This window comes from Pseudomonadales bacterium, assembly GCA_024234165.1.
Lineage (GTDB): Bacteria > Pseudomonadota > Gammaproteobacteria > Pseudomonadales > UBA5518 > UBA5518.
In genome coordinates, this window is record JACKOP010000001.1 from 769578 (window position 1) to 790686 (window position 21109).

At 62.4% G+C, this 21109-nt stretch carries 19 protein-coding genes and 1 tRNA gene; 13 read left to right on the forward strand and 7 right to left on the reverse strand.

From position 1 onward, the window contains the following. Window positions 1-17 precede the first annotated feature (17 nt). A complete protein-coding gene (gene uvrB / locus H7A12_03155) occupies window positions 18-2033 on the reverse strand; it encodes an excinuclease ABC subunit UvrB (protein MCP5319817.1) in 2016 nt (671 codons plus the stop codon). A 218-nt stretch (window positions 2034-2251) separates the two neighbouring features. On the opposite strand from uvrB, the gene H7A12_03160 reads away from it, so the two are divergent. The 3 genes from H7A12_03160 to H7A12_03170 all read left to right on the forward strand — a co-directional run bounded on the left by H7A12_03160 (window position 2252) and on the right by H7A12_03170 (window position 3664). Next, window positions 2252-2327, forward strand: a tRNA-Asn gene (locus tag H7A12_03160). A 306-nt stretch (window positions 2328-2633) separates the two neighbouring features. Beyond that, window positions 2634-3143 (forward strand): ATP-binding protein, encoded by a 510-nt coding sequence (locus H7A12_03165; GenBank protein ID MCP5319818.1) that lies wholly within the window; start codon window positions 2634-2636, stop codon window positions 3141-3143. Next, window positions 3140-3664 (forward strand): hypothetical protein, encoded by a 525-nt coding sequence (locus H7A12_03170; protein MCP5319819.1) that lies wholly within the window; start codon window positions 3140-3142, stop codon window positions 3662-3664. The genes H7A12_03165 and H7A12_03170 overlap by 4 nt, the downstream gene beginning before the upstream one ends. A gap of 120 nt (window positions 3665-3784) precedes the next feature. Here H7A12_03170 and H7A12_03175 read toward each other — a convergent pair whose 3' ends face one another. The 6 genes from H7A12_03175 to H7A12_03200 form a co-directional block, all read right to left on the reverse strand. Beyond that, a complete protein-coding gene (locus H7A12_03175; GenBank protein ID MCP5319820.1) occupies window positions 3785-5053 on the reverse strand; it encodes an MFS transporter in 1269 nt (422 codons plus the stop codon). A gap of 83 nt (window positions 5054-5136) precedes the next feature. Then, window positions 5137-6762: an AMP-binding protein gene (locus tag H7A12_03180; protein ID MCP5319821.1), complete on the reverse strand. Its 1626-nt coding sequence runs from the start codon at window positions 6760-6762 to the stop codon at window positions 5137-5139. A 130-nt stretch (window positions 6763-6892) separates the two neighbouring features. Continuing rightward, complete coding sequence (locus tag H7A12_03185) at window positions 6893-7792, reverse strand: LLM class flavin-dependent oxidoreductase (GenBank protein MCP5319822.1); 900 nt, start codon at window positions 7790-7792, stop codon at window positions 6893-6895. Between the two features lie 31 nt (window positions 7793-7823). Continuing rightward, window positions 7824-8690 (reverse strand): SDR family NAD(P)-dependent oxidoreductase, encoded by an 867-nt coding sequence (locus H7A12_03190; GenBank protein MCP5319823.1) that lies wholly within the window; start codon window positions 8688-8690, stop codon window positions 7824-7826. 26 nt (window positions 8691-8716) lie between these two features. Continuing rightward, entirely contained in the window at window positions 8717-10837 is a 2121-nt protein-coding gene (locus H7A12_03195; protein ID MCP5319824.1) for a TonB-dependent receptor, read from the reverse strand. A gap of 197 nt (window positions 10838-11034) precedes the next feature. Beyond that, entirely contained in the window at window positions 11035-12252 is a 1218-nt protein-coding gene (locus H7A12_03200) for a helix-turn-helix transcriptional regulator (GenBank protein MCP5319825.1), read from the reverse strand. A 196-nt stretch (window positions 12253-12448) separates the two neighbouring features. Here H7A12_03200 and H7A12_03205 point away from each other — a divergent pair, with 196 nt between their 5' ends. The 10 genes from H7A12_03205 (at window position 12449) to H7A12_03250 (ending at window position 21096) form a co-directional block, all read left to right on the forward strand. Further along, window positions 12449-13294, forward strand: a complete 846-nt coding sequence (locus H7A12_03205) for an SDR family oxidoreductase (GenBank protein ID MCP5319826.1) — start codon at window positions 12449-12451, stop codon at window positions 13292-13294. A 15-nt stretch (window positions 13295-13309) separates the two neighbouring features. Further along, on the forward strand, window positions 13310-14491 hold the full coding sequence (locus tag H7A12_03210; GenBank protein MCP5319827.1) for a sulfotransferase: 1182 nt from the start codon (window positions 13310-13312) through the stop codon (window positions 14489-14491). Window positions 14492-14527: 36 nt separating this feature from the next. Then, window positions 14528-15667, forward strand: coding sequence for a DUF1214 domain-containing protein (locus tag H7A12_03215; protein ID MCP5319828.1), 1140 nt, complete (start codon window positions 14528-14530; stop codon window positions 15665-15667). Window positions 15668-15686: 19 nt separating this feature from the next. After that, the gene (locus tag H7A12_03220; GenBank protein MCP5319829.1) at window positions 15687-16142 is read left to right on the forward strand and encodes a VOC family protein; all 456 of its coding nucleotides are present in this window, start codon (window positions 15687-15689) and stop codon (window positions 16140-16142) included. Beyond that, window positions 16142-16330: a hypothetical protein gene (locus H7A12_03225; protein ID MCP5319830.1), complete on the forward strand. Its 189-nt coding sequence runs from the start codon at window positions 16142-16144 to the stop codon at window positions 16328-16330. Before H7A12_03220 ends, H7A12_03225 begins: the two co-directional genes overlap by 1 nt. Window positions 16331-16338: 8 nt before the next feature. Continuing rightward, a complete protein-coding gene (locus tag H7A12_03230; GenBank protein MCP5319831.1) occupies window positions 16339-16476 on the forward strand; it encodes a hypothetical protein in 138 nt (45 codons plus the stop codon). A gap of 222 nt (window positions 16477-16698) precedes the next feature. Continuing rightward, on the forward strand, window positions 16699-17433 hold the full coding sequence (locus H7A12_03235) for a MotA/TolQ/ExbB proton channel family protein (GenBank protein ID MCP5319832.1): 735 nt from the start codon (window positions 16699-16701) through the stop codon (window positions 17431-17433). Window positions 17434-17442: 9 nt separating this feature from the next. Beyond that, window positions 17443-17859, forward strand: a complete 417-nt coding sequence (locus tag H7A12_03240) for a biopolymer transporter ExbD (GenBank protein MCP5319833.1) — start codon at window positions 17443-17445, stop codon at window positions 17857-17859. An 89-nt stretch (window positions 17860-17948) separates the two neighbouring features. Then, window positions 17949-18704, forward strand: a complete 756-nt coding sequence (locus H7A12_03245) for an energy transducer TonB (protein MCP5319834.1) — start codon at window positions 17949-17951, stop codon at window positions 18702-18704. 16 nt (window positions 18705-18720) lie between these two features. Next, window positions 18721-21096, forward strand: a complete 2376-nt coding sequence (locus H7A12_03250) for a TonB-dependent receptor (GenBank protein ID MCP5319835.1) — start codon at window positions 18721-18723, stop codon at window positions 21094-21096. The last annotated feature ends 13 nt before the right edge of the window (window positions 21097-21109 follow it).

A 21109-nucleotide genomic window follows, 5' to 3' on the forward strand; every position in this document is an offset into this window, starting at 1 on the left:
CGCCCGAACAGGGTGCATCATGGCGTCACGAACAGGCGCTCCTTCAGCGCCAGCAGCCGGTCGCGCACACGGGCCGCTTCCTCGAACTCCAGATTCTTCGCGTGCCGGTACATCTGCTCCTCGAGACGCGCAATCTCGCGCTGCGCGTCGGCGGGCCGCATGTCTTCGGCGTGGCGGTAGTCGGGCCTCGGCTCTGCGGCATCACGCAAACGCCCACGCGTGCGCTGCGACGCGCCATAGGCACCCTCGAGGATATCGGCAACCTCCTTCTTCACGCCCACCGGCACGATGCCATGCTCGGCGTTGTGACTCGTCTGTCTTGCGCGCCGACGCTCGGTCTCGTCGAGCGCTCGGCGCATCGATCCGGTCACGGCATCGGCGTAGAGAATCGCGGTGCCGTTCAGGTTGCGCGCCGCTCGCCCGATGGTCTGGATCAGCGAGCGCTCCGAGCGCAGGAAGCCTTCCTTGTCGGCGTCGAGGATCGCGACCAACGCCACCTCGGGCATGTCGAGCCCCTCGCGCAACAGGTTGATACCCACCAGCACGTCGAACACGCCGAGGCGCAGATCACGGATGATCTCGACACGCTCCACGGTCTCGATGTCCGAGTGCAGGTAGCGCACCCGCACGCCGTGCTCATCGAGGTATTCGGTGAGATCCTCCGCCATGCGTTTGGTGAGCACCGTGACCAGCACGCGCTCGTCGCGCGCCGAGCGCTCGCGGATCTCCGACAGCAGGTCGTCCACCTGCGACAAGGCCGGCCGCACGATCACCTGCGGATCCACAAGCCCGGTGGGACGCACCACCTGCTCGACCACGCGTCCGGCATGCTCCATCTCGTAGGGACCGGGCGTGGCGGAAACGAAAATGAGCTGCGGCACACGCTGCTCCCACTCCTCGAAACGCAGCGGACGGTTGTCGAGCGCAGACGGCAGGCGAAAGCCGTATTCGACCAGCGTCTCCTTGCGTGAACGGTCGCCGCGGAACATGCCGCCGAGTTGCGGAATCGTCACGTGTGATTCGTCGACCACGACCAGTGCGTTCGCCGGGATATAGTCGAACAACGTCGGTGGAGGTTCGCCGGGGCCGCGCCCGGACAGATGCCGCGAATAGTTCTCGATGCCGGTGCAATAGCCGAGCTCGCGGACCATCTCCATGTCGTAGCGCGTACGCTGCTCCAGACGCTGCGCCTCGACGAGCTTGTCGGCCGCGCGCAGCTCGGTGAGGCGCTCGTCGAGCTCGGCCTCGATTTTCTCCACCGCACCGAGCAACGTCTCGCGCGGCGTCACGTAGTGCGACTTCGGATAGATCGTCACGCGCGGCACGTTGCGCTGCACCGCACCGGTCAGCGGATCGAATACCGAGATCTGTTCGATCTGCTCGTCGAACAACTCGATGCGCAGCGCTTCCTGCTCCGACTCGGCCGGAAACACGTCGATCACATCACCGCGCACGCGATACGTACCACGCTGGAAATCGACGTCGTTGCGCTGATACTGCAACTCGGCCAGACGCAGCAACAGCCCACGCCGGTCGACCGTGTCGCCGCGGTCGAGGTGCACGACCATCTTCAGGTACGACTGCGGATCGCCCAGGCCATAGATCGCAGACACGGTCGCGACGACGATCGTATCCTCGCGCTCGAGCAACGCCTTGGTTGCCGACAGCCGCATCTGCTCGATGTGCGCATTCACCGAAGCATCCTTCTCGATGAAGGTATCGGACGACGGTACGTAGGCCTCCGGCTGGTAGTAGTCGTAGTACGACACGAAGTACTCGACCGCATTGTCCGGAAAGAAGTCGCGGAACTCGCCGTAGAGCTGTGCCGCCAGCGTCTTGTTCGGCGCAAGCACGATGGTCGGGCGCTGGATGTGTTCGATCACGTGCGCGATCGTGAATGTCTTGCCCGAACCCGTGACACCAAGCAGCACCTGCGACAGGAGCCCGGCGTCGATTCCCTCGACGAGTTCATGGATCGCCTGCGGCTGGTCGCCAGCGGGTGCAAACGAAGAACGGACAGCGAAACGTTTCATCGACACGAACCTGAAGCCAGCACAGGAGAAAGCTCTGCCCGCAGCCCTGGAAATCGGCTCATTCTACGCGCCGCATGGGTGCGTGGACCGACGCGCTGCACGACAAGATGCACGGTCGAGTCACCCGTCCGTGTCGTCCGCGTTCGCATGTCCGCGTTCGTATTGACCTTGCCCTACCCGCTCATTACCATACGCGGCCTCTACGAGCACCGTTTCCTTCCGCCTTAGCTCAGCAGGTAGAGCAGCTGACTGTTAATCAGCGGGTCGTTGGTTCGAGCCCAACAGGCGGAGCCACTCTTGAAGTGGAATATCAAGGGGTCAGCGCAAGCTGGCCCCTTTGACGTTTCAGCCTGTGACTCTCGCCGCCGCAACCACTCCCTCACAGCACAGCTGCGACTGTGCCCTTGCGCCGATTGGTGCCTTGGGTTGAATAAATCCGGGGCAACGGCCAGCATGATTGCGTAGCCGAGCCATGAGGTGTCCGCTGCGTGCCTTGCGTTCCGGAGCAGTGATCGTTGCCCCAGTCGTTTTCGGGTCTGCCGTTGCGAACGCTGCACCAGTTTGACGATCTGATCATTCCTCGGCCAGTCCGGACAGAAGGTGAAGGAGCTGTTCGAACGCGCGCGCGGGCGCGCACCCTGCATCCTGTTCGTCGACGAGATCGAGGCGGTGGCGCCGGTTCGTGGCGGCTCGAATGCAGACCAGTTCACCAACGAGATCGTCAATCAGTTCCTGCAGGAGCTGGACGGCGTGCGCACCACCGACCGCCACGTGTTCCTGCTGGCGGCGACCAATATCCCCGATGCCATCGACCCCGCCGTTCTGTCGCGCTTCGGTGACAGGATCGAGATTCCCCGGCCCGACGAGCCACAGCGCACGCGCTTGTTCCGTCTCTTCCTTGGCAAGCAGCGTACCGATTTCGACGTGGACGAGGTCGCGGCCATGCTGGCCCGTCGCCACGATGGCCTGAGCGGGCGGGAGATCGGCAACATCGTCAAGAACGCCTCGCAACTGGCCGTGCGCCGGGCCATCCGCGCAGGCACTCCGGAGCAAGTCATGTTGACCCGGACCGATTTCGACCCGGCGCCGGCCGCAGGATCACCATCATGAACACGCCACCACCCGCCCAGGGCAAGACTCCACCGCCCGCCCAACAGGACCGTAAATCGACTCGTGATCCATCTCAGCTACCGCCGGCGCGCCAGCGCCAGCCGATGCAACCGTCGCAGTCAGCGGTGGACCCCGAGCAGGCAATCCGCGCCGAGATCGAGCCGGCGGTGGTCAGCGAGGGGCGAAACGGCGAAAAGAACCTGCGCATCGAGTGGATCGACGTCCGGATTTCGCCAAACTGGACCTCCTGCCGTTTCGACGTGCGCTCATTGCCCGGGCACCGGCTCGAAGCACAGATCGAACAACTGGCCTACCGGAAAAGCCTCGCCGGTGAAGGACAGTTCCAGACCGAGATCCTGCCTATAGCGCCACACGGCACGACGGGAAAGCTCATCGTCCACGATCTCGATACCGGAGAAACGCTGGAGCAGTGCTGGCGCTGGTACGAATGGGGCGGCGCTGGCTTCCTGGCCTGGCTGATCGGTGTGGTCAGGAAGCTTTTTGCCAAACCCGGAAGGTGAGTGCCATACGATGCGGGCCAGCATGCGGGCAAATACTCCCGCCACCTGCAAAGCAGACTACAGCAAGGCACATCGACCGTTCTTTTGACATTGCAAGCGACACATCACCAACACCGTTGTCTAGCGATCCCTGGGCAGAAAACTGCCGGCCCCGGCGGCCGCTGCAAGCAGGATGATGAGCAGCCACCACAGGTCCTGGTACCCACCGGTCATGTCATGAATCAGGCCGGCCATTGGCACGCCTACGGCGATGACAAGCGCCAGTACAGGGAGCGTTGCACCCATCGCCATGCTGAAGGCCCGCCGCCCAAAACCCAGTGAGACGAGCATTCCCCATCCGGGTGTCAACGCACCGAGGCTTGACCCCACCATCATGCTGGCAATGCATAGCACGGTGTACCCGGGCTGCAGGCTGATCAGAAAACAGGCCAAGCCCAGCAGCGCTGCAGGCAACCAGACAAGCAAGCGCTGCCCGACGTGATCAGCAAGGGTTCCAAACGCGATCTTGCCCAGGAAGGCGAACAAGGCGATCACCGACGCCAGGTAGGCAGCCTTGGCCGGGCTGTTGCCCGCGTCGATGGCGAAAGGAATGATGCTGGTAATGATGATGACTGCCACACCGATGCACAGACTGATCGCCAGGGAGATGACCCAGAAACGCAGTGACTTGAGCACTGCACCCAGCGTCCAGTCAGCATCAGGATTCAACGACTCCAGGTTCGTCTCACCGGACCTCGAAGCATGCCCATCCGGCTGCAAGCCACGTTGTTCAGGCTTGTCAACGATCGTCCACACAATCAGCGGCAGGGTAGCCAGGGCCAAGCCTGCCAGAATCAGGCAACTCGTCCGCCACCCATATTCGCCGATCCAGAACGCCACGAGCGGTGGCAAGGCAAAACCAAAGGCCGAAGTTCCGGCGGTCATCAAACCCAGTGCGCGACCACGGGCATTGCTGAACCAATTGGTCACCAGACTGGTGGTTCCCAAGGTGATCGTGCTTACGCTTATCGGCAGGAAGCCTGCGTACCCCACGGCAATATGCCAAAGCTGGGTTGCATGCGCGATGACGATGAAACCGCCTGCCATCGCTGCGACCGCAACAAGCAACATTCCACGAAGCGAATATCGCAGCATCAGGATGCCGATCACCGGCCCCATCAGAGCGCCAGCACCAGACAACATCGTTTGTGTATGCAGGAGCACTGCGGCTCGTGACGCGTTGAATTCGCTGGCCAGAGGCAGGGTGAAGACGCCGATCAGATACTGCGTCGTGCCGGTTGCGATGCCCTGGAGCACGAAGCCGACAGCCACCAGAATCCAGCCATAAAAGATCGGATCGGACGGAGCGACGACCGATGTCCCGTCATTGCCTCGTGTTCGCCTGGACATCGTCGATCACCATTGTCTGTGCCTTGACTTCAACCGCCGGCGAAATGCCGTCATGTACCGCCGCACGATGACCCGGATCCCGGCTACTCGCCTTGTTCGCTTTTTACTTTCTCGCGCAGCTTCGCGCGCAGTTCGAATTTTTTGACCTTGCCGGTGGCGTTACGCGGCAACTCGGGAACGATCTCGAGTCGCTCGGGCGTTTTCTGCCTGGCCAGCCCGGCCTGGTCGAAATGCCGGCGAACGTCGTCCATGGTCAGCGACTGCTCCGGATGCAGCTCGACGCAGACACAGACCTTCTCACCATACATCCGGTCGGGTACCGCAATGGCCGCCGCCGCGCGTACGGCCGGGTGCCGGGCCAGCGTTTCCTCGACTTCAACGGAAGAAATGTTTTCACCCCCACGGATGATGATGTCCTTCTTGCGGTCGACGATCGTCAGGAATCCCTCTGCATCGAGTCGTCCGATATCGCCGGACTTCAGCCATCCACCGGCGACAAAGCTGTCTCTATCGAGCTCGGCATCGAGATAACCCACAAACATCTCCGGTCCTCGACTGAGAATTTCTCCCTCGTGCCCGAGCGGCACGTCACGCCCCTCCTCATCGACGATGCGAACCTCGTTGCCTTCGTCAAGCCTGCCGTCGGTGTACGCGCGCTGTTGAAACGGCAGTTCCGGGTCATAGCTGGTGACCGTCGGGTGCTCGGTCGAGCCGTAGACACGCGCACCGGGGAAACCGTGACTGTCCGCCAGCTGCACGAGCTCAGGCGTCATGCCCTGGCCACCGAGCCCGAAGGTCCGAAGCGAAGAAATATCAAAGCCGTGCTTGCTGGCCATCTCGAGCAGCGAAAAGAGGAAAATCGGTGTACCACCGCTCGCCTTGATCCTGTGCCGCTGCACGAGTTCTGCGGCGAACTGTGCATCCCACTGATCAAGGAAAACTGCCGGAATGCCATAGATCGATGGGCGGAAGAGGTGCCCGAAACCCGTGTAATGCCCTGCCGGCAGACTGTTCAGGTATAGCCCACGGTTGCGATAGGTCGGGCGGCCCCACTCTCGCAGCAGGCTGTTGTGCGTATGCTGCACTCCTTTGGGAGCCGACGTGGTACCGGACGTGTACATCAGAAGACTCACGGCATCCGGATCGCTCTCGACGGGCTGGAATCCACTCGTACTCGCCGCCTCGAGACTCTCCCACGTCGGTGCACCTGCAGGCGCGTCGGCACCAACGATGACGATACCCTGCAGGTCCGGGAGCGTGCGCAATGCGGCATGACGCCGAAGATAATCGATCTTGCGCCACTTCGCAGGACTGAAATACAACTTCGCACGCGACTGGCGCAGGATGAACTCGACTTCGGTCTGACCGTAGATGCTGACGATCGGCAACACGATCGCGCCCAGCTGCATGAGCGCAAGATAGAGCACCGTCGTTTCGTACCAGGTCGGCAACTGCACGGCCACGACATCGCCACGGCCAACACCGAGTTTTTCAAGCGCCGAAGCGATGCGCAGACTGTGTTCGTAGAGTTCGCGATTCGTGGTGCGTCGAAGCTTCTTCTCTGCGTAATAGATCGACTCCACCTCGGGGTACTCGCGTACACCTTCAAGCAACCGCTGCGGAATCGAGCGATTGCCGTGATAACCCAGGGACTGCCACCGCTCGCGAAGCCTGCGCCGGTCCAGCTCGATTGCCGCCAGTTCCAGCATCGACCGCTACTCCTGCAATTCGCGGATCACACGGGCAAGCGCCGCGTCCTGTGTCACATCAGCCGGCAGTCGCAGGCAGATTCCGTGCGCCAATCCCTCGAAGCGTTCTCTCAGGGCCCTGGCAAGCTGATCATGGGGAGCCGTCACCATGAGCGTGTCGAGCATCTCCTCCGTGAGCTGTGCCGGCATCAGGTCTGCCCGTCCTTCGCGCCACAATTCGCGCAACCGCTCCCCGGTCGAACGCCATCCGTGGAGCTCGAGCGTCGGCCAGTATTGGGGCGTCGACAGGAGAGTGCCGAGCAGTTCCCGATTTTTTTTCCCTGTGCGCCGCAACCTCGGCAACCGTCTTGCCTGTCGCGCAGAACGGGGTCACGACCAGTTCAAACTGCTCGATCGATCGCCCTCCCTTCTCGGCACCCTCTGTCACGCGGGGCAGAACCACCTCGCTCACATAGCGCCTTGCGGCATTGGTCGGATGCGTCAGCAAACCGCGTGCGCACTCGCCTGCCACGAAGCTCATTCGCGGACCGATGGCACCGAGATGGATCGGTATGTCGGGATGTTCGATGGGCGCAGGGCGCGTCCACGCGTTCTGTCGGTTGAGGCGATAGTATTTTCCGTCGTAATGCAATGGCACATCCGTCTGCCATGAAGCGTAGATCGCCCGCAATGCGCCGATGTATTCGCGCATCCTCGGTGCCGGCGGCTCCCAGGGAACGCTGTACTTGCCGGTGAGCATCGACGGCACGAGTGCACTCAGACCGAGACGGAAACGACCGCCGGAGAGTGCCGCCAGGTTCCACGAGGCAACCGCCGTCACCATCGGGCTGCGTGCGAAAGCAACGAGCCCGCTGATGGCAACTTCCACGCGCCTCGTTGTCTGGATGGCGGCCTGCGCACCAAGAAATGCGTCGAATGCAACGTCGGCGAGCATGACAACGTCGCCACCCAGCATTTCAGCCCGCCGGGCCTCGACCCCGACGGCCGCAAGCGAAGACGTCATGTTGATTGACAGCCAGACGCGAAACATGGGCGACGACCTTGAATGAGCTGGGTTCGAGTCAATCCCGGAAATGAGGCGCCACAGGCAGGCCGTAGAGCATGGCGCTCGTCTCGCTCATCCTCCGGATGGTCTGGATCCGCGGCGCTTGCGCCATGTGTTCGGCAATCGCGCGGTTCCTTTCTCCGGGAATCCAGATTGGCTCCGCTCCAAGATGCTCGAGTGCTTCGCGCGCCACGTCATCCGGATCCATCGGCACGACTCCCGGCTTCTCTCCGGCAATGTCGTCAGCTACCGAACGCGCCCCCGTGAACTTGACATTGGAGCGAGCCATCGAGGGCGTCGCCGTAGCACCGGCCAACAGCCCGAGAACATCGACTCCAAACGTACCGAATTCCCACCACAAGCCTTCAGCCAGCACCCGCTCGAAAGCCTTGGTAGCCGCATACGCAGCCGTATGACCGACGCCTCCGAGAGCCGACATCGAAGACATCAGGATAATGCCGCCTCTGCGGCGCTCCCGCATCCGCGCGCCCAGCGAATGTATCAGTGTCAGCGGCCCGACACAGTTCAGCCGCACGAGAGTGAGCGCATCCTCGAGCGCGCGATCGAGCAGCAGCCCGGCGCCGTGAACAGCACCTGCGTTGTAGACCAGCATGCCCACTTCCCGCTCGGCGACGACCTTCTCGATACGCGGCCCAAGGTCCGGTGCCGTCAGATCTTCCGAATGAACGCTGACCTGCACGTCGAAGCGTTCACGGATTTCCTGTGCCGTCGCCTGCAGAGGCTCTGCCCGCCGCGCCACGAGAATCAGGTGCAGGCCACGGGCTGCAAGCTGCAGCGCAAAACTGCGGCCAATGCCTTCGGAGCCGCCTGCGATCAGCGCCCACCGACCATACCTTGCTGCAAACTCTGCTGCCTCTTGCACTGCTTCGTCTCCGTGGACCGTTGCAATCAGTATTCGAAGGTCACGTCTGCACCATAGGAACGCGGGTCGCCGAAAACCGCCGACGGCACAAGAATCATGACGTGCATCGTGTAGTAGTCTTCGTCCAGGAGATTTTTTCCCCATAACGAGAATCGCAACTTGCCCCGCTGCCCGACGGGTATATCCGTCAGACTCATGCGGGCATCAAGCAGTCCATAGCTGCCAATCACACACTTCGGACAGGAAGTGGAGCTGATCCGTTCCGATTGATGTGCGTAGGTAAGCATCACGCTCGGTGTCCCGACAACGGTATCGGCAAATGTATATTCAATACTCGTCGAGAGCTTCTGTTTCGGTGCTTCGACAAACCCATATTTGTAAGCGATATTATTTCCCAGGGAATCCTTGATGCTGTCGTACCCGGCGTCCAGCCAGGCATAGGCAAGCGACAGATTCAACTCGGGTACGGGGCGCATGGCGATATCGAGTTCCAGACCATCGACCGATGCCTTGCCCGCATTGAGCACATCCGTAATTGCCGTGTTGCTCGGATCAGGGTTGACCGACAATTGAAGATCATCGTACCTGGCAGTGAACAGCGCCGCATTGACGCGCAGCGTATTGTTCAGCCAATTGGATTTGACCCCAAGTTCGTAGCTGATTACGGATTCCGGACCAAAACCGGCCTTGAAGGTGGCGATGGAGCTCGACGAAAGATTGAACCCGCCCGTCTTGTAGCCGGTGGCAACCTTCGCATACAAATTGACATTGTCACTGGCATCGAACGCGATGACGGCGCTTGGACTGAAGTCCGTGTATCTGCGCTTCGCTTCACCGGCAGCGATCGGCAACGGTGTGCCATTGCTGATAAGTGATGGTGCATCCACCTTGATCGCTTCCCGCTTGTCGCGTGACCAGCGAGCGCCAACCGTCAGTTGTAATCGCTGATCCAGAAAATCAGGCGTATAGCTCATTTGTCCAAACGCTGCATAAGCCGTGTTGTTCGCCGAGAGGTCACGGTCAGTACGCCTGTTCGCCAGGGGCTGACGACCGAACTCGATGGCAGTTGCCTCCTCTTCAAACCAGTAGAAACCGGCAACATACTCCAGACGCGAATCGAGCATGGTTCCGATCGCTTGCAGCTCTTCCGAAAATTGATGTTGCGAAACATTCAGATCCCACGCGCTGATGGGCACGCCATACAAGCCTGTGTGATATGCCCGGTTGACGAAGCTGTCGAGATCCCGGTAGGCAGTGATGGATCGCAAGGAGAGCGTGTCGTTGACCTCGAACGAGGCCGTCAGGTTATGCCCCCAGCCCACGACGTCATTCGCGCGCAGGTTTCGCTCGGCCGGCGAACCAACCTTCGGTCGCGATGACCGCGACGAATAGAGTGGCACCCGTGCAACGAAATTCGGCGTGTCTTCCAGCTCGGAGCGATCGTACGTGTATCTTATGTTCAGGCGGTCAATCGGGTTCCAGAGTGCGGCAATGCGATACGCGCGACGATCCTGATCGCCAAAACGGCTCACCCCGGTCCCCAGGTTGCGGACAAAGCCGTTCTTGCCTGCCCGGAGATACGACAGATCCACGGCAAACGTCTCACCGACGGGAAGGTTGACGTACGTGCGTGAGCGGAAACCGTCGTAATTGCCAACCGAAAAGTCCTGTCGGAATCCGAGGTCATCGAGCTTCGGTGCAGCCGTGATGAAGTTGATCGCACCGCCTGTCGAGTTACGCCCATACAGCGCGCCCTGGGGGCCGCGCAGCACTTCGATCCGTTCCAGGTCGGCAACTTCCGTGGCCAGGCCCTGGAATCGGGCCACATACACGCCATCGAGATAAATGGCAACGCTCGGATCGTACGTGATCTGGTCGTTGACGATACCGAGACCACGAATGAAAGTGCGCAGCGTCGTACCGCTCTGGGGGTGAGGCGAGATGCTCAGCGACGGGACATCGGCAGCCAGGTCGGCCAGATTCGTGATGCCACGCGCCTCCAGTATCCTCTCCGAAAAGGCAACGATGGAAATGGGCGCGTCCTGGATCGATTCCTCGCGTTTCTGCGCAGTGACGATGATTTCTTCCAGACCCTGGCTTGAATTCTGCTCCTGTGCACCAGCCGCCGTCGACAGCAACCCTGCCATCACGATGCAGAACGCTCCATGTGTCCGATTCGAAAAATGTGCCGACATGATCGCCCCCTCGAATGATCGTGCTCATACAGCCAATCCACACCTGCCGAAGATACAGATGCAGCGAACGTGACGCTTCACCAAGATTGGTGAGATGGAAGATGGGAGCTGGCCGCTGCACTTCGTGTGCAGGACCGCGACGGAGCGGTTCAGCTTCGCCCGAGAATGGCGATACTGCTCAGCACACGACTCACCAGAACCGACTGCTGGCCCACGCCTACCTTCTCGAAGACAGCCTTCAATTGGCTGTATACCGTGTTGCGCGAGGTCGCATTCTGTGACGCAATCTCTGCAATCGACAGGCCGCTGGTCAGACCGAGCACTACGTCGGCCTCGGCACGGCTGAGCGCAAAGAGATCACGCAGCACGCCTGCATCGATCGGGCGAGACAGGGACGAATCACCGACAAACACGATCGCACGTCGCCCCAGGGTGGTTGGCGCCTCGTGCGCCAGCGTCGTGCATACGAAAAAGAGATGATTGCGGGCTGCGCTGCCTGTGGGTCGAAAGGCATGACTACCGCCATCCGCAAACGTATCCGCAACGGCCCTGATGAATGCTCGATCGTCACCACGGGCCTGCACGTGCAGCTGGCCCTTCCGTACGGACAGAATCTGATCGTGCACCCGAAGCAGATCCATTGCGAAATCGTTCGCATCATGAACGTGATGATCCGGGTCGATCAGAAAGATACCAATCCCAAGCGCACGGCAAATCTCGAAGAGAATGGATCGCCAGTGTGCAGACGATCTCCTGGCAGATACGTCCGCGCTGGCGCGCCGAAGATGTGGCAACAGGAGCAGGCACAGGTCCTTTTCCTTTCTGGAGTAAGGTTGTGCCGTCTGCGGACGCCCGAGACGCAAACTGCCGACCTGCCCGTCGTCCCGAATGAAATTCACGCCGATGATGTCGCCGAGACCGAACGGTTTCATTGCCCGATCCCGAAATTCGAAATGAGCTGCACGCCCCTCCTTCGCCAACTCGCGCACGCTCCTCACCATGCCCTGTGGCAACGCGGTAAACGGACTGACACGGAGAAAATCAGAGCGGTCGTGGCGACCATCCAGAGGGCGGCTGCTGTCGTTTTCCAGGTAATGCCGACGCTCGTTCCAGGCCTGGGAGTGCTCATCGGCAAACGCCATCCACGCATATACGGACCCGGTCGCGTCCTTGATACGTCGGAGAAAGGAATTCCACGGTGAGGCCCCGGAACTGCTCTCATAGACGCTGTTGATGATCGCATTGAACGCAACGAGATCACGCGTGGACATGCCCGCCCCCACTTCCCTGCGATGTTGGTTTTTCCGCATTAAAATCCGATATCGATTGGCTGTCCACAGATCAACGCATGGGATCGGCACTTCCAAAGCCCATTTATCGACCTTGGCGTGTCTGGATGAGACCTTCCACCGGCGCTCGGCGCTCCCCCCGAAAGATTACGAGACTTTCACCGGCTTCGACTTCATCGCCATGATCTAATCGAAGCGGATCCGCTTGCGGCTGCATCAGGAAGTTCCCGAACCGGGCAACCGCGGCAACCAGACAGCGACACGAGGTGCAACCATGATCGATCCGGGGCTTGCGGGGTGTACGGCGCTGGTAACCGGCGGCGGCACCGGGATCGGGCACGCAACGGCGTTGCGCCTGCTCGAACAGGGAACGATCGTGACGATCGCGGGCCGGCGCAGCGACGTGCTCGAGGAATCTGCCCGACGCCTGCGCGCCAGGGTTGCGGGCGCCGAGGTGCGCGTGCAGCAGTGCGACATCACCGTCGAGACCGACGTGGAGCGTGCCGTGCAGGTCGCGGCCGGTGCTGGCGGCAGACTCGATATCGCGGTCGCCAACGCAGGCACCGGTGTGCCGGGGCCGATCCTGTCACTGAGCGCCGATCACTGGCGCTACGCCTGCGACCTGAACATCATGGGCACCGCACTCACGATCAAGCACGCCGCGCTCGCCATGCAGCAGCACGGGGGCAGCATCGTCGCGATCTCCTCCGGCGCCGGCTTCAAGATCCCGAAGTTCATGGCGACCTACGGGGCCACCAAGGCGGGGCTCGAGATGCTGGTGCGCTGCGCGGCAATCGAGCTGGCACCGTTTGCGATCCGCGTGAACACGATCCGTCCCGGCTTCATACCCACCGAGGGCGCACTGCTCGGTTTCAGCGAGGACGAACAGAAAATCGCGATCGAACACACGCCGCTCGCGCGCAACGGTTTCCCCGAGGATATCGGCGACGCGGTGCTCCATCTCTGTTCAAGACAGGCCGCCTGGGTGACGGGCCAGACCGTATCGGTCGACGGCGGCCTCGATCTGCCGGAAGGCGAAAACTTCGAGGGCCTGTGCCGGCGCGTGTACGGCGACGAGCTGATGGATCGCGTCACCGGCGCCGATCCACGCAGCGAATGATGCAAGGAGGTCAGCGTGAACGCAGAACCACGATTCGATCCGGAGCGATTGATGGCGGCCGCCGAGCAGCGCACCGGACATTCGGACTGGGGTGATCCGGGCTTTCGCACCGGACTGGACCATCTGATCGACTCGCTGGAACGCGAGGCACGTCTGTCGGAACTGGGGCGCTACGCGACCGCGGAAGCGATGATCAGCCGGCTCGCGAACCGGCTCGACATCATCGCGTACCGCAAGCAACGCCCGGCGGTGGAGGCCCAGACGATCCGGCGCCCGCTGTTCGTGCTCGGGCTGCCACGCACCGGAACCACGATCCTGCACGAGGTGCTCGCGCAGGACCCGGACCATATTTCACCGCTGCACTGGCAAGTGATGAAGCCGGTGCCACCTCCGCATGCAGACAACATCGACAGCGATCCGCGCATCGCCGAGGTCGAGGCACAACTGGACGCGTTCGACCAGATCGCGCCGAACTTCAAGACGATCCACGAGATGGGCGCACGGCTGCCGACCGAATGCCTGTCGATACTCGCGATGTACTTCATCAGCGACGAATGGAGTGCAACCTACTACGTGCCGACGTACCGGCGCTGGTGCCTGGACCACGACATGCACGGTGCGTATCGCTGGCATCACCAGGTACTGCAGCACCTGCAGGTGGACTGCGCACGTCCACGCTGGGTACTGAAGTCGCCACTGCACCTGCCCTACCTGCAGGCGATCTTCGACGAGTATCCGGATGCATCGATCGTGTGGACGCACCGCGAGCCGATGACCGTGATGGCGTCGGTGTCCAGCCTGGCACAAACGCTGCGTGCAACCTTCAGCGAGGGCATCGATCCGAAACTCACGGCGCAAGGCGAAGTCGAGCATCTGTCACAGGCACTGCTGCGCGGCATGAGGTGGCGCGACGCACACCCCGAACGCAAGCACCAGTTCATCGACCTCGGATTCGCGGAGATCATGCGCGACCTGCTCGGGGCTGTCGAGAAGATCTACGCCCATTTCGGCTTCGAACTGACGGCGGGAGCACGCCGGCGAATGGAGAACTACATCCGCGATCGTCCACGCGACAAGCACGGTGTGCACAGCTACAGCGCGGCACAGTTCGGGCTCGGCGAGGCGCAGCACGGCGTGGTGTTCGCCCCGTATCGCGAGCGCTTCGCACACTTCCTCGCCGGTTCGGGAACCGGCTAGCGCGCACAACGACACAAGCCAGCGGAGGATCGAGCCATGCCCACCGACACGACGGCCAGCGCCGCAGCGCTCGCGGAGCTGCTCCACCTGGTTCGTGAACTGAACTCGCGCTTCCTCGGCGAGGAATTCGGCAACACACGACCCGACGACATCGTCGACGGCCGCGTGTACGTGCTGCATGCACTGCAGGCCGCGCTCGGCAGCCAGCTCGACGTGGATCCCGGCCGACCGGTGTTTCGCCGCCTTACCGGGCCGAACATGAAGGTGCTCGGTGACAACCCCGACGCGGTGTACTTCGGCGCCTACGTGCAACCGGGGCGCAGTTACCGCATCCGTGGCAATCTGGCCGGTGCCACGTTCACGTCGTTCAGCCAGGAACTCGGCACTGCCGACGGGGGCTATTCACGGCAGACGGTGAACGTGGTCAAGGACAGCGACCTGCATCCCGACCCGGACGGCAACTTCGAGTTCGTGCTGAGCGCGGAGCGCTGTCCGGGCAACTGGTTCCCGCTGCATCCGCAGGCAGGGCTGATCAATACGCGTCACTTCTTCGAACGCGAGCGACCCGCGGCGTCGGACCCCACCCTGCATGTCCCGCTCGCGATCGAGTGCCTGGACCCCGACCCCGCCCCACCGCCACGCCTGGATGACGCCGCGCTGGCAGCACGCATACGCTGCGCCATGCACTACGTGCGTGGCATGACCCTCGATGTACCGCCATTCCCGCATGGGCCGTACCCGCAACCCGGATGGGTCTCGACGGTCGCGAACCGTTTCAATCCACCGGCAGATCCGGCAGCAAGCACCGGCTGGGCCAACATGGATGCGATCTACGCGCTGGCGCCGTACGAACTCCAGCCCGACGAGGCACTGGTGATCGAAGGGCGCTTTCCAGCCTGCCGGTTCGCAAACGTGCTGCTCTATACGCGATTCCTGCAGACCTACGATTACATCAACCGCTGTGTCTCGCTGAACCGCCGGCAGATCCGGCTCAGGGCCGACGGCAGTTTCCGTGTCGTGGTCGCACACCGCGACCCGGGCGTGCCGAACTGGCTCGACACGGCGGGACGCACGCAGGGGCGGGTCTTCTGGCGCTTCCTGCTGCCGGAAGAACCATTACAGGCGCTGCAGACGCGCGTGATGCACGTCGCGCAGGTACGGCAACTGGGCGAATGAGAAAGCGGGGGGATCGGCGATGAACCTGAATTTCGATCGGGTGCTGCAGGTGGGCATGGTCGTGCGGGATCTCGACCAGGCGCTGGATTTCTATACGAACACGGTCGGCTGGGGTCCGTTCACGATTTTCGAGGACGATCAGGGCATCAAGTACGACCGCAAGGGCGGAACGCCGTACAGCGGCAGGATCCGGGTTGCGGTAACCGCGTGGGACAGCAAGCCGTGCCTAGAACTGATCCAGCCGCTGTCGGGCGACAACCTCTTCAGCCGGCATCTCGACAGGCACGGCGAAGGCCTGCACCACCTGTTCGCGGGCCTGGTGGACGATCTGGACGTGGTGCTGCCCGAACTCGAGAAACAGGGCATTCGCACGATCCTGTACGGCCCGGTACCCGAGTTCCAGGCGCGCGTCGCCTACGTGGTCGGCGAAAGGACGCGCAACATCATCCTCGAGATCAGCGACCGAAGGTGCTGATGCAGGGCGCTGACACCATGCAGCCGCCACGCGCTCCGAGCACCGCCTACGCCAACTACGTGCTCGCCCTGTTGTGCCTGGTCTTTGTGATGAACTTCATCGACCGGCAGATCCTGGCCATGCTGATCGAGCCGATCAAACAGGAATTCGGCGTTTCGGACTCGGGCCGCTGTCGGTCGGGCTGCTGAACGACTACGTGTTCGCCGCCGAGCACGGTGCGCTGGCGATCCGCTACTCGATGCTCGTGATCGGCGTGCTCGGCGGTGCGGCCAACCTGCTGTTCTGGCAGGCATCACGTACGCTGGCCGCGGACCTCGCCCGCCAGCACGACTGAGTTCGCGCGCGGCACCGCCGCCTGTTGGCTCCACCATCTACCGCCTTCAGATGCATCTCCGGATACGACGAATATGACGAAATCCAGTTGATAACGTCTCTCGTTTAGATTAGCGTTTGCATGCCCTGCACCTCCGTGGCCGCGTGGCGGATCGCCCGGACCCGACCATGTACAGGTTGCACGGATGCGAGTTCCCGTCGAGGCAATCAGAAAAGGTAGCCGATGAGCATTGCAAGCATCTCTCCGCAGTTTTTCGTTACGGCGGCGTTCTGGGTTCTGCTGGTCTTTTCCGTGCTGACCTGGACGGTCGTTCTGTTCAAGGCATTCCAGTTCACGCATGTCGGGCGCCGCGATCGCCTGTATGCCAGCCAGTTCTGGCAGGCACCCACCCTGTCGCAGGCCGCCTGCGACTGTGTGGAACGGACCCCGATGTGTGCAATCGCACGCGCGGGCTTTGTTGCGATGGCCACCCATGCCAGTGGCAGTCTGGGCAGCGGCGGCAAACGTGAACACCGGTTGGAGCGTCACCTGCGCACGCAACTGCACGACGAGCGCCGCTCACTGGAGGGCGGGCTGAGCATGCTCGCAAGCATCGGCAGCACAGCCCCGTTCGTCGGACTGTTCGGCACCGTGATCGGCATCATGCGGGCATTGCAGGACATCGGCAGCAGCGGCTCTGCCAGCCTGGATGTGGTGGCCGGACCCATCGGCGAGGCGCTGCTGGCAACCGGAGTCGGTATCGCGGTCGCCATTCCTGCGGTGCTCGCCTACAACTTCTTCCTGCGCCGCTCCCGGCTGATCGTGCAGCGCCTCGAGGACTTCGCAGGCGATTTCCTCGCGATTGCGGGTGACCAGTATCTGGAGGCCGTACCGGCCTCGATCACCGAGCACGGCAATGCCAGGGCGCCCCGCCGTGTGGCGGCCATGCCCGGTGCACGACTCGACGTGGCCGGCTGAGGACGGATCATGGGATTCCATCGCAGCGAAGCCGATACGGAACTCAGTGAAATCAATATCACGCCGCTGGTCGACGTGATGCTGGTGTTGCTGGTCGCCTTCATGGTCACTGCTCCGCTGATGACCAACGTGGTCAATGTCAACCTGCCGCAGACGGCAAGGACGAGTCCGCCCAAAGAGGACAAGGCACACACGCTCGAGGTCGACGCGACGGGGGTGTACCGCCTCGATGGCGAGGTCGTCACCGAGGATGCGCTTGAAGGCCGATTGTCCGTGCTGAAGCAGGCGATGGATTCGAAGGCGAGCGAAGCCGCCCTGCACCTGCAGGCCGACGCGGCGCTCAATTACGGCAAGGTGGTCAATGTCATGGCCATCGTCGAGCGCACGGGCATCCAGAAGCTGGCCGTGTTCACGCAGCCACACTGACGCACCCATTCGACGGAAGCCGACTTCCTGTGTCCAGCGGGAGGCGGCGCGGTTCCAGAGTGAAGAACGCACTATCGGAGACGGCACCGATGCCGGCCAGAAACTGGGGTATGGCCTTCGTGGCTGCAGCGCTGTCGCACGCTGCGCTGGCCATGTGGCTGCTGACAGGCGATGCGCTCGACACCAGCGCCGCGAAGGACGAAGGGCGCGCGGGAATCGAGATCGGATTCGCCGCCGCCCCGGGCCCGGTCGACGACATTCCCGACGAGACGGTGATCCCGCCCGAACCGCCTCCCCCACCGAAGCCCGTCAGGCCCGAGCCCAGGCCACCGGTACGCGTGGAAAAACCCATCGTCGCCAGGCCGGAACCGGTGGCGGAGAAGGTCGAAACCGTCGCGGCGCCCACACCCGAGCCCGCGGCCGAAGCAGCGGTCACGTCGGCCCCAGCGCGCACCACCGCGGCGACCACACCGGCCGTGGCCGCCACCACCTCCAGCAGTACGCCCGCGTCCGGCACATCGGTTTCCGCACACGCCGGCGAGCACAAGGGGGACGCCAGAAACTACCTGGCATCCCTGATGCGCTGGTTGAACCGGCACAAGGAATACCCGGCCGCACTGAAGAAGGAAAAGCAGCAAGGCACGGTGGTGCTGCAGTTCATGATCGACAAGTCGGGCAAGGTCATTTCCTCGGGCATCAGGAAAAGCTCCGGCAATGGCGCGCTGGATCAGGCCGCCCTCGAAATGCTCGCCAAGGCGGATCCCCTGCCTGCCATCCCGGATTCCATGCGCCGCGACCAGCTTTCGCTGGCGATACCCGTCGAATATTCATTGATCACGAAGTAAGCAACAGGAGTCCTGCATGTCCACCAAACCAACGACACTGCGTCCAGTGAGCCTGCGCAGCACCCGCGCACCCGCAACGGTACCGCCCGCTCATCTTCCCGACGTCAGTCGTGCCGCAAGACAAGCCTTCGTGCTGAGCGTCTCGGCACTGATGGCGGTCCCGGTCCTCGCGGCAGACGACGAGACGCTCGAGCTGGACACCTTGCAGATCGAGGAACGCGCGATCGACACCAATCCGTATGCGCAGCCGGGGGCGCCGTACAAGGCCCGGGTGTCCGGTGACGAGCGTCACGTCAAGCCACTGGCCGAAACGCCGCAGACGATCACCGTGCTGACCCAGACCGCAATCCAGGATTCCGGTCGTTCCGACCTGCGCGCGGTACTTGCGACACAGCCCGGCATCACGCTGGGGACCGGTGAAAACGGCAACGCATTCGGCGACCGCTACATCATCCGTGGCCACGAAGCGCGCAGCGACGTATTCGTCGACGGGCTGCGTGACCCCGGCATGACGATACGCGAAAGCTTCGCCGTGGAGCAGGTGGAAGTCACCAAGGGGCCGAGCTCGACGTTCGCGGGGCGCGGCAGCACCGGTGGCGCCGTCAACAGCATCACCAAGCAGGCCAGCAGCGAATACGACTTCACCAAGCTGCAGGGCGGGCTGGGCACCGACAGCTACCAGCGCTACACGGTCGATGCCAACAAGCGGATCAGTGACGACGTCGCCGTGCGCATCAACGCACTGTACGCAGACCAGGACATACCGGATCGTTCCCCGGCAGATCGCGAGCGGCAGGGAATCGCGCTGTCTGCCGCATTCCAGGTGAGCGACAAGCTCCGGGTCGTGGCCGATTACTACCGTCTCGAGGCCACCGACCGGCCCGACATGGGCACCTATATCGTTCCGAACGGTGGCAGACCGGTACGCAACATACCGGTCTACTCGCAGCACGGTGACTTTCTGGAATCCACCGTGGACACGGGAACACTGCGCGTGAAATACGACTTCTCGGAGGATTTCCGGATCCAGAATGCGATTCGCTACGGAGAAACGGACAACGGCTACGTCGTGACCGGGGCGCGTGGCGCCACCAGGGCTGCGGACGATCCGGTAGCTCCCGGAGCCGGCACCATCTCGCTCAGCACGCACCAGGGCTGGCAGGAAGTCGAGTATTTCGTCGATCAACTCAATGTCCATCTCGACAGGAACATCGCAGGCATGCGCCACCAGTTCCTGGTCAGCGCGGAATACTCCGACCTCAAGGTGCTCAACGGGAACTACAACATCAGCAACAACGGCCTCTCCAACTGCCGGCTGCCCGGTCGTGGGGCGGGGCCCTCCTCGGCAGGTTTCTGCATCCTGGACGGTGCCGGCAACCGCGTTGGAAACATCGGCAATCTGATCGGTCGGTCGGTGACGCGAGGAGCATTCGACTCCGACTACAACGTGAAGACCTGGTCGGCCTCGATCATGGACACCATCGACATCACCGAAGCGCTCAGCCTGTTCTTCGGTTTGCGCTACGACGACTTCGATTACAGGAACCTGGTGGTAGCCCGCAACAACACGGAGACCGTCTACAAGTACTCCGACGACCTGCTGAACAAGCACATCGGCATCGTCTACCAGATCGCGTCGGGCGGGAACGTCTACGCGACCTGGAGTACGTCCAGCGAAATCAACGGCGGCGAATCCGACGTCGGTGCGAGCTGCGGTTACGGCGGGCTTTGTGGCGAGCCGGACCAGGTGACCGAAAGCAAGCCGGAAGAGGCCGAGAACATCGAGATCGGCAGCAAGTGGAACCTGTTCGACGAGAAGCTGCTGGCCACCGTGGCGGTGTTCCAGATCACCAAGAACGATGTGATGGAGAGCGTGGGCGACAACTACAGCACGCTCGGCACGCTCAACACCGGCAAGAACCGCGTGAAGGGGATCGAGCTTTCGGTCTCCGGCAACCTGACACCCAGGCTCAGTGCGCAGATCGGCCTGTCGAAGATGGACTCCGAGGTCCTGAAATCGGTCGATCCGGGCAGGAAGGGGCTCGTGCTGAGCAATTTCGCCGAGGACAGTGCGTTCGTGCAGTTGCGCTACCAGGTGACGGACAAGCTCGCGATCGGTGGCACATCGACGTACTCCAGCGAGAAATACGCGGGCCAGCCCGATACCGGTGCCGACTTCAACGCAACCATCGGCAAATACAACTACCAGGTGCCGAGCGCGACGACGTACGACCTGTTCCTCGACTACGAGTTCAACGAGAAGTTCAGCGCTCGTCTGAACGCGCTGAACATCACCGACAAGGACTACTACCTCGCCGGGTATCGCAGCGGGGCGCTGACCTACAAGGGAGATGCGCGCAGCATCTTCCTGACCCTGTCCTACGAACTGTGACACGGGGCAGCGG

Coding starts and splice junctions, on each gene's coding strand:
- H7A12_03215 (MCP5319828.1), top strand. CDS start 14,528: ATGCCCACCGACACGACGGCCAGCGCCGCAGCGCTCGCGGAGCTGCTC.
- H7A12_03185 (MCP5319822.1), bottom strand. CDS start 7,792: ATGTTTCGCGTCTGGCTGTCAATCAACATGACGTCTTCGCTTGCGGCC.
- H7A12_03250 (MCP5319835.1), top strand. CDS start 18,721: ATGTCCACCAAACCAACGACACTGCGTCCAGTGAGCCTGCGCAGCACC.
- H7A12_03205 (MCP5319826.1), top strand. CDS start 12,449: ATGATCGATCCGGGGCTTGCGGGGTGTACGGCGCTGGTAACCGGCGGC.
- H7A12_03245 (MCP5319834.1), top strand. CDS start 17,949: ATGCCGGCCAGAAACTGGGGTATGGCCTTCGTGGCTGCAGCGCTGTCG.
- H7A12_03240 (MCP5319833.1), top strand. CDS start 17,443: ATGGGATTCCATCGCAGCGAAGCCGATACGGAACTCAGTGAAATCAAT.
- H7A12_03170 (MCP5319819.1), top strand. CDS start 3,140: ATGAACACGCCACCACCCGCCCAGGGCAAGACTCCACCGCCCGCCCAA.
- H7A12_03180 (MCP5319821.1), bottom strand. CDS start 6,762: ATGCTGGAACTGGCGGCAATCGAGCTGGACCGGCGCAGGCTTCGCGAG.
- H7A12_03225 (MCP5319830.1), top strand. CDS start 16,142: ATGCAGGGCGCTGACACCATGCAGCCGCCACGCGCTCCGAGCACCGCC.
- H7A12_03195 (MCP5319824.1), bottom strand. CDS start 10,837: ATGGCAGGGTTGCTGTCGACGGCGGCTGGTGCACAGGAGCAGAATTCA.
- H7A12_03175 (MCP5319820.1), bottom strand. CDS start 5,053: ATGTCCAGGCGAACACGAGGCAATGACGGGACATCGGTCGTCGCTCCG.
- H7A12_03220 (MCP5319829.1), top strand. CDS start 15,687: ATGAACCTGAATTTCGATCGGGTGCTGCAGGTGGGCATGGTCGTGCGG.
- H7A12_03235 (MCP5319832.1), top strand. CDS start 16,699: ATGAGCATTGCAAGCATCTCTCCGCAGTTTTTCGTTACGGCGGCGTTC.
- uvrB (MCP5319817.1), bottom strand. CDS start 2,033: ATGAAACGTTTCGCTGTCCGTTCTTCGTTTGCACCCGCTGGCGACCAG.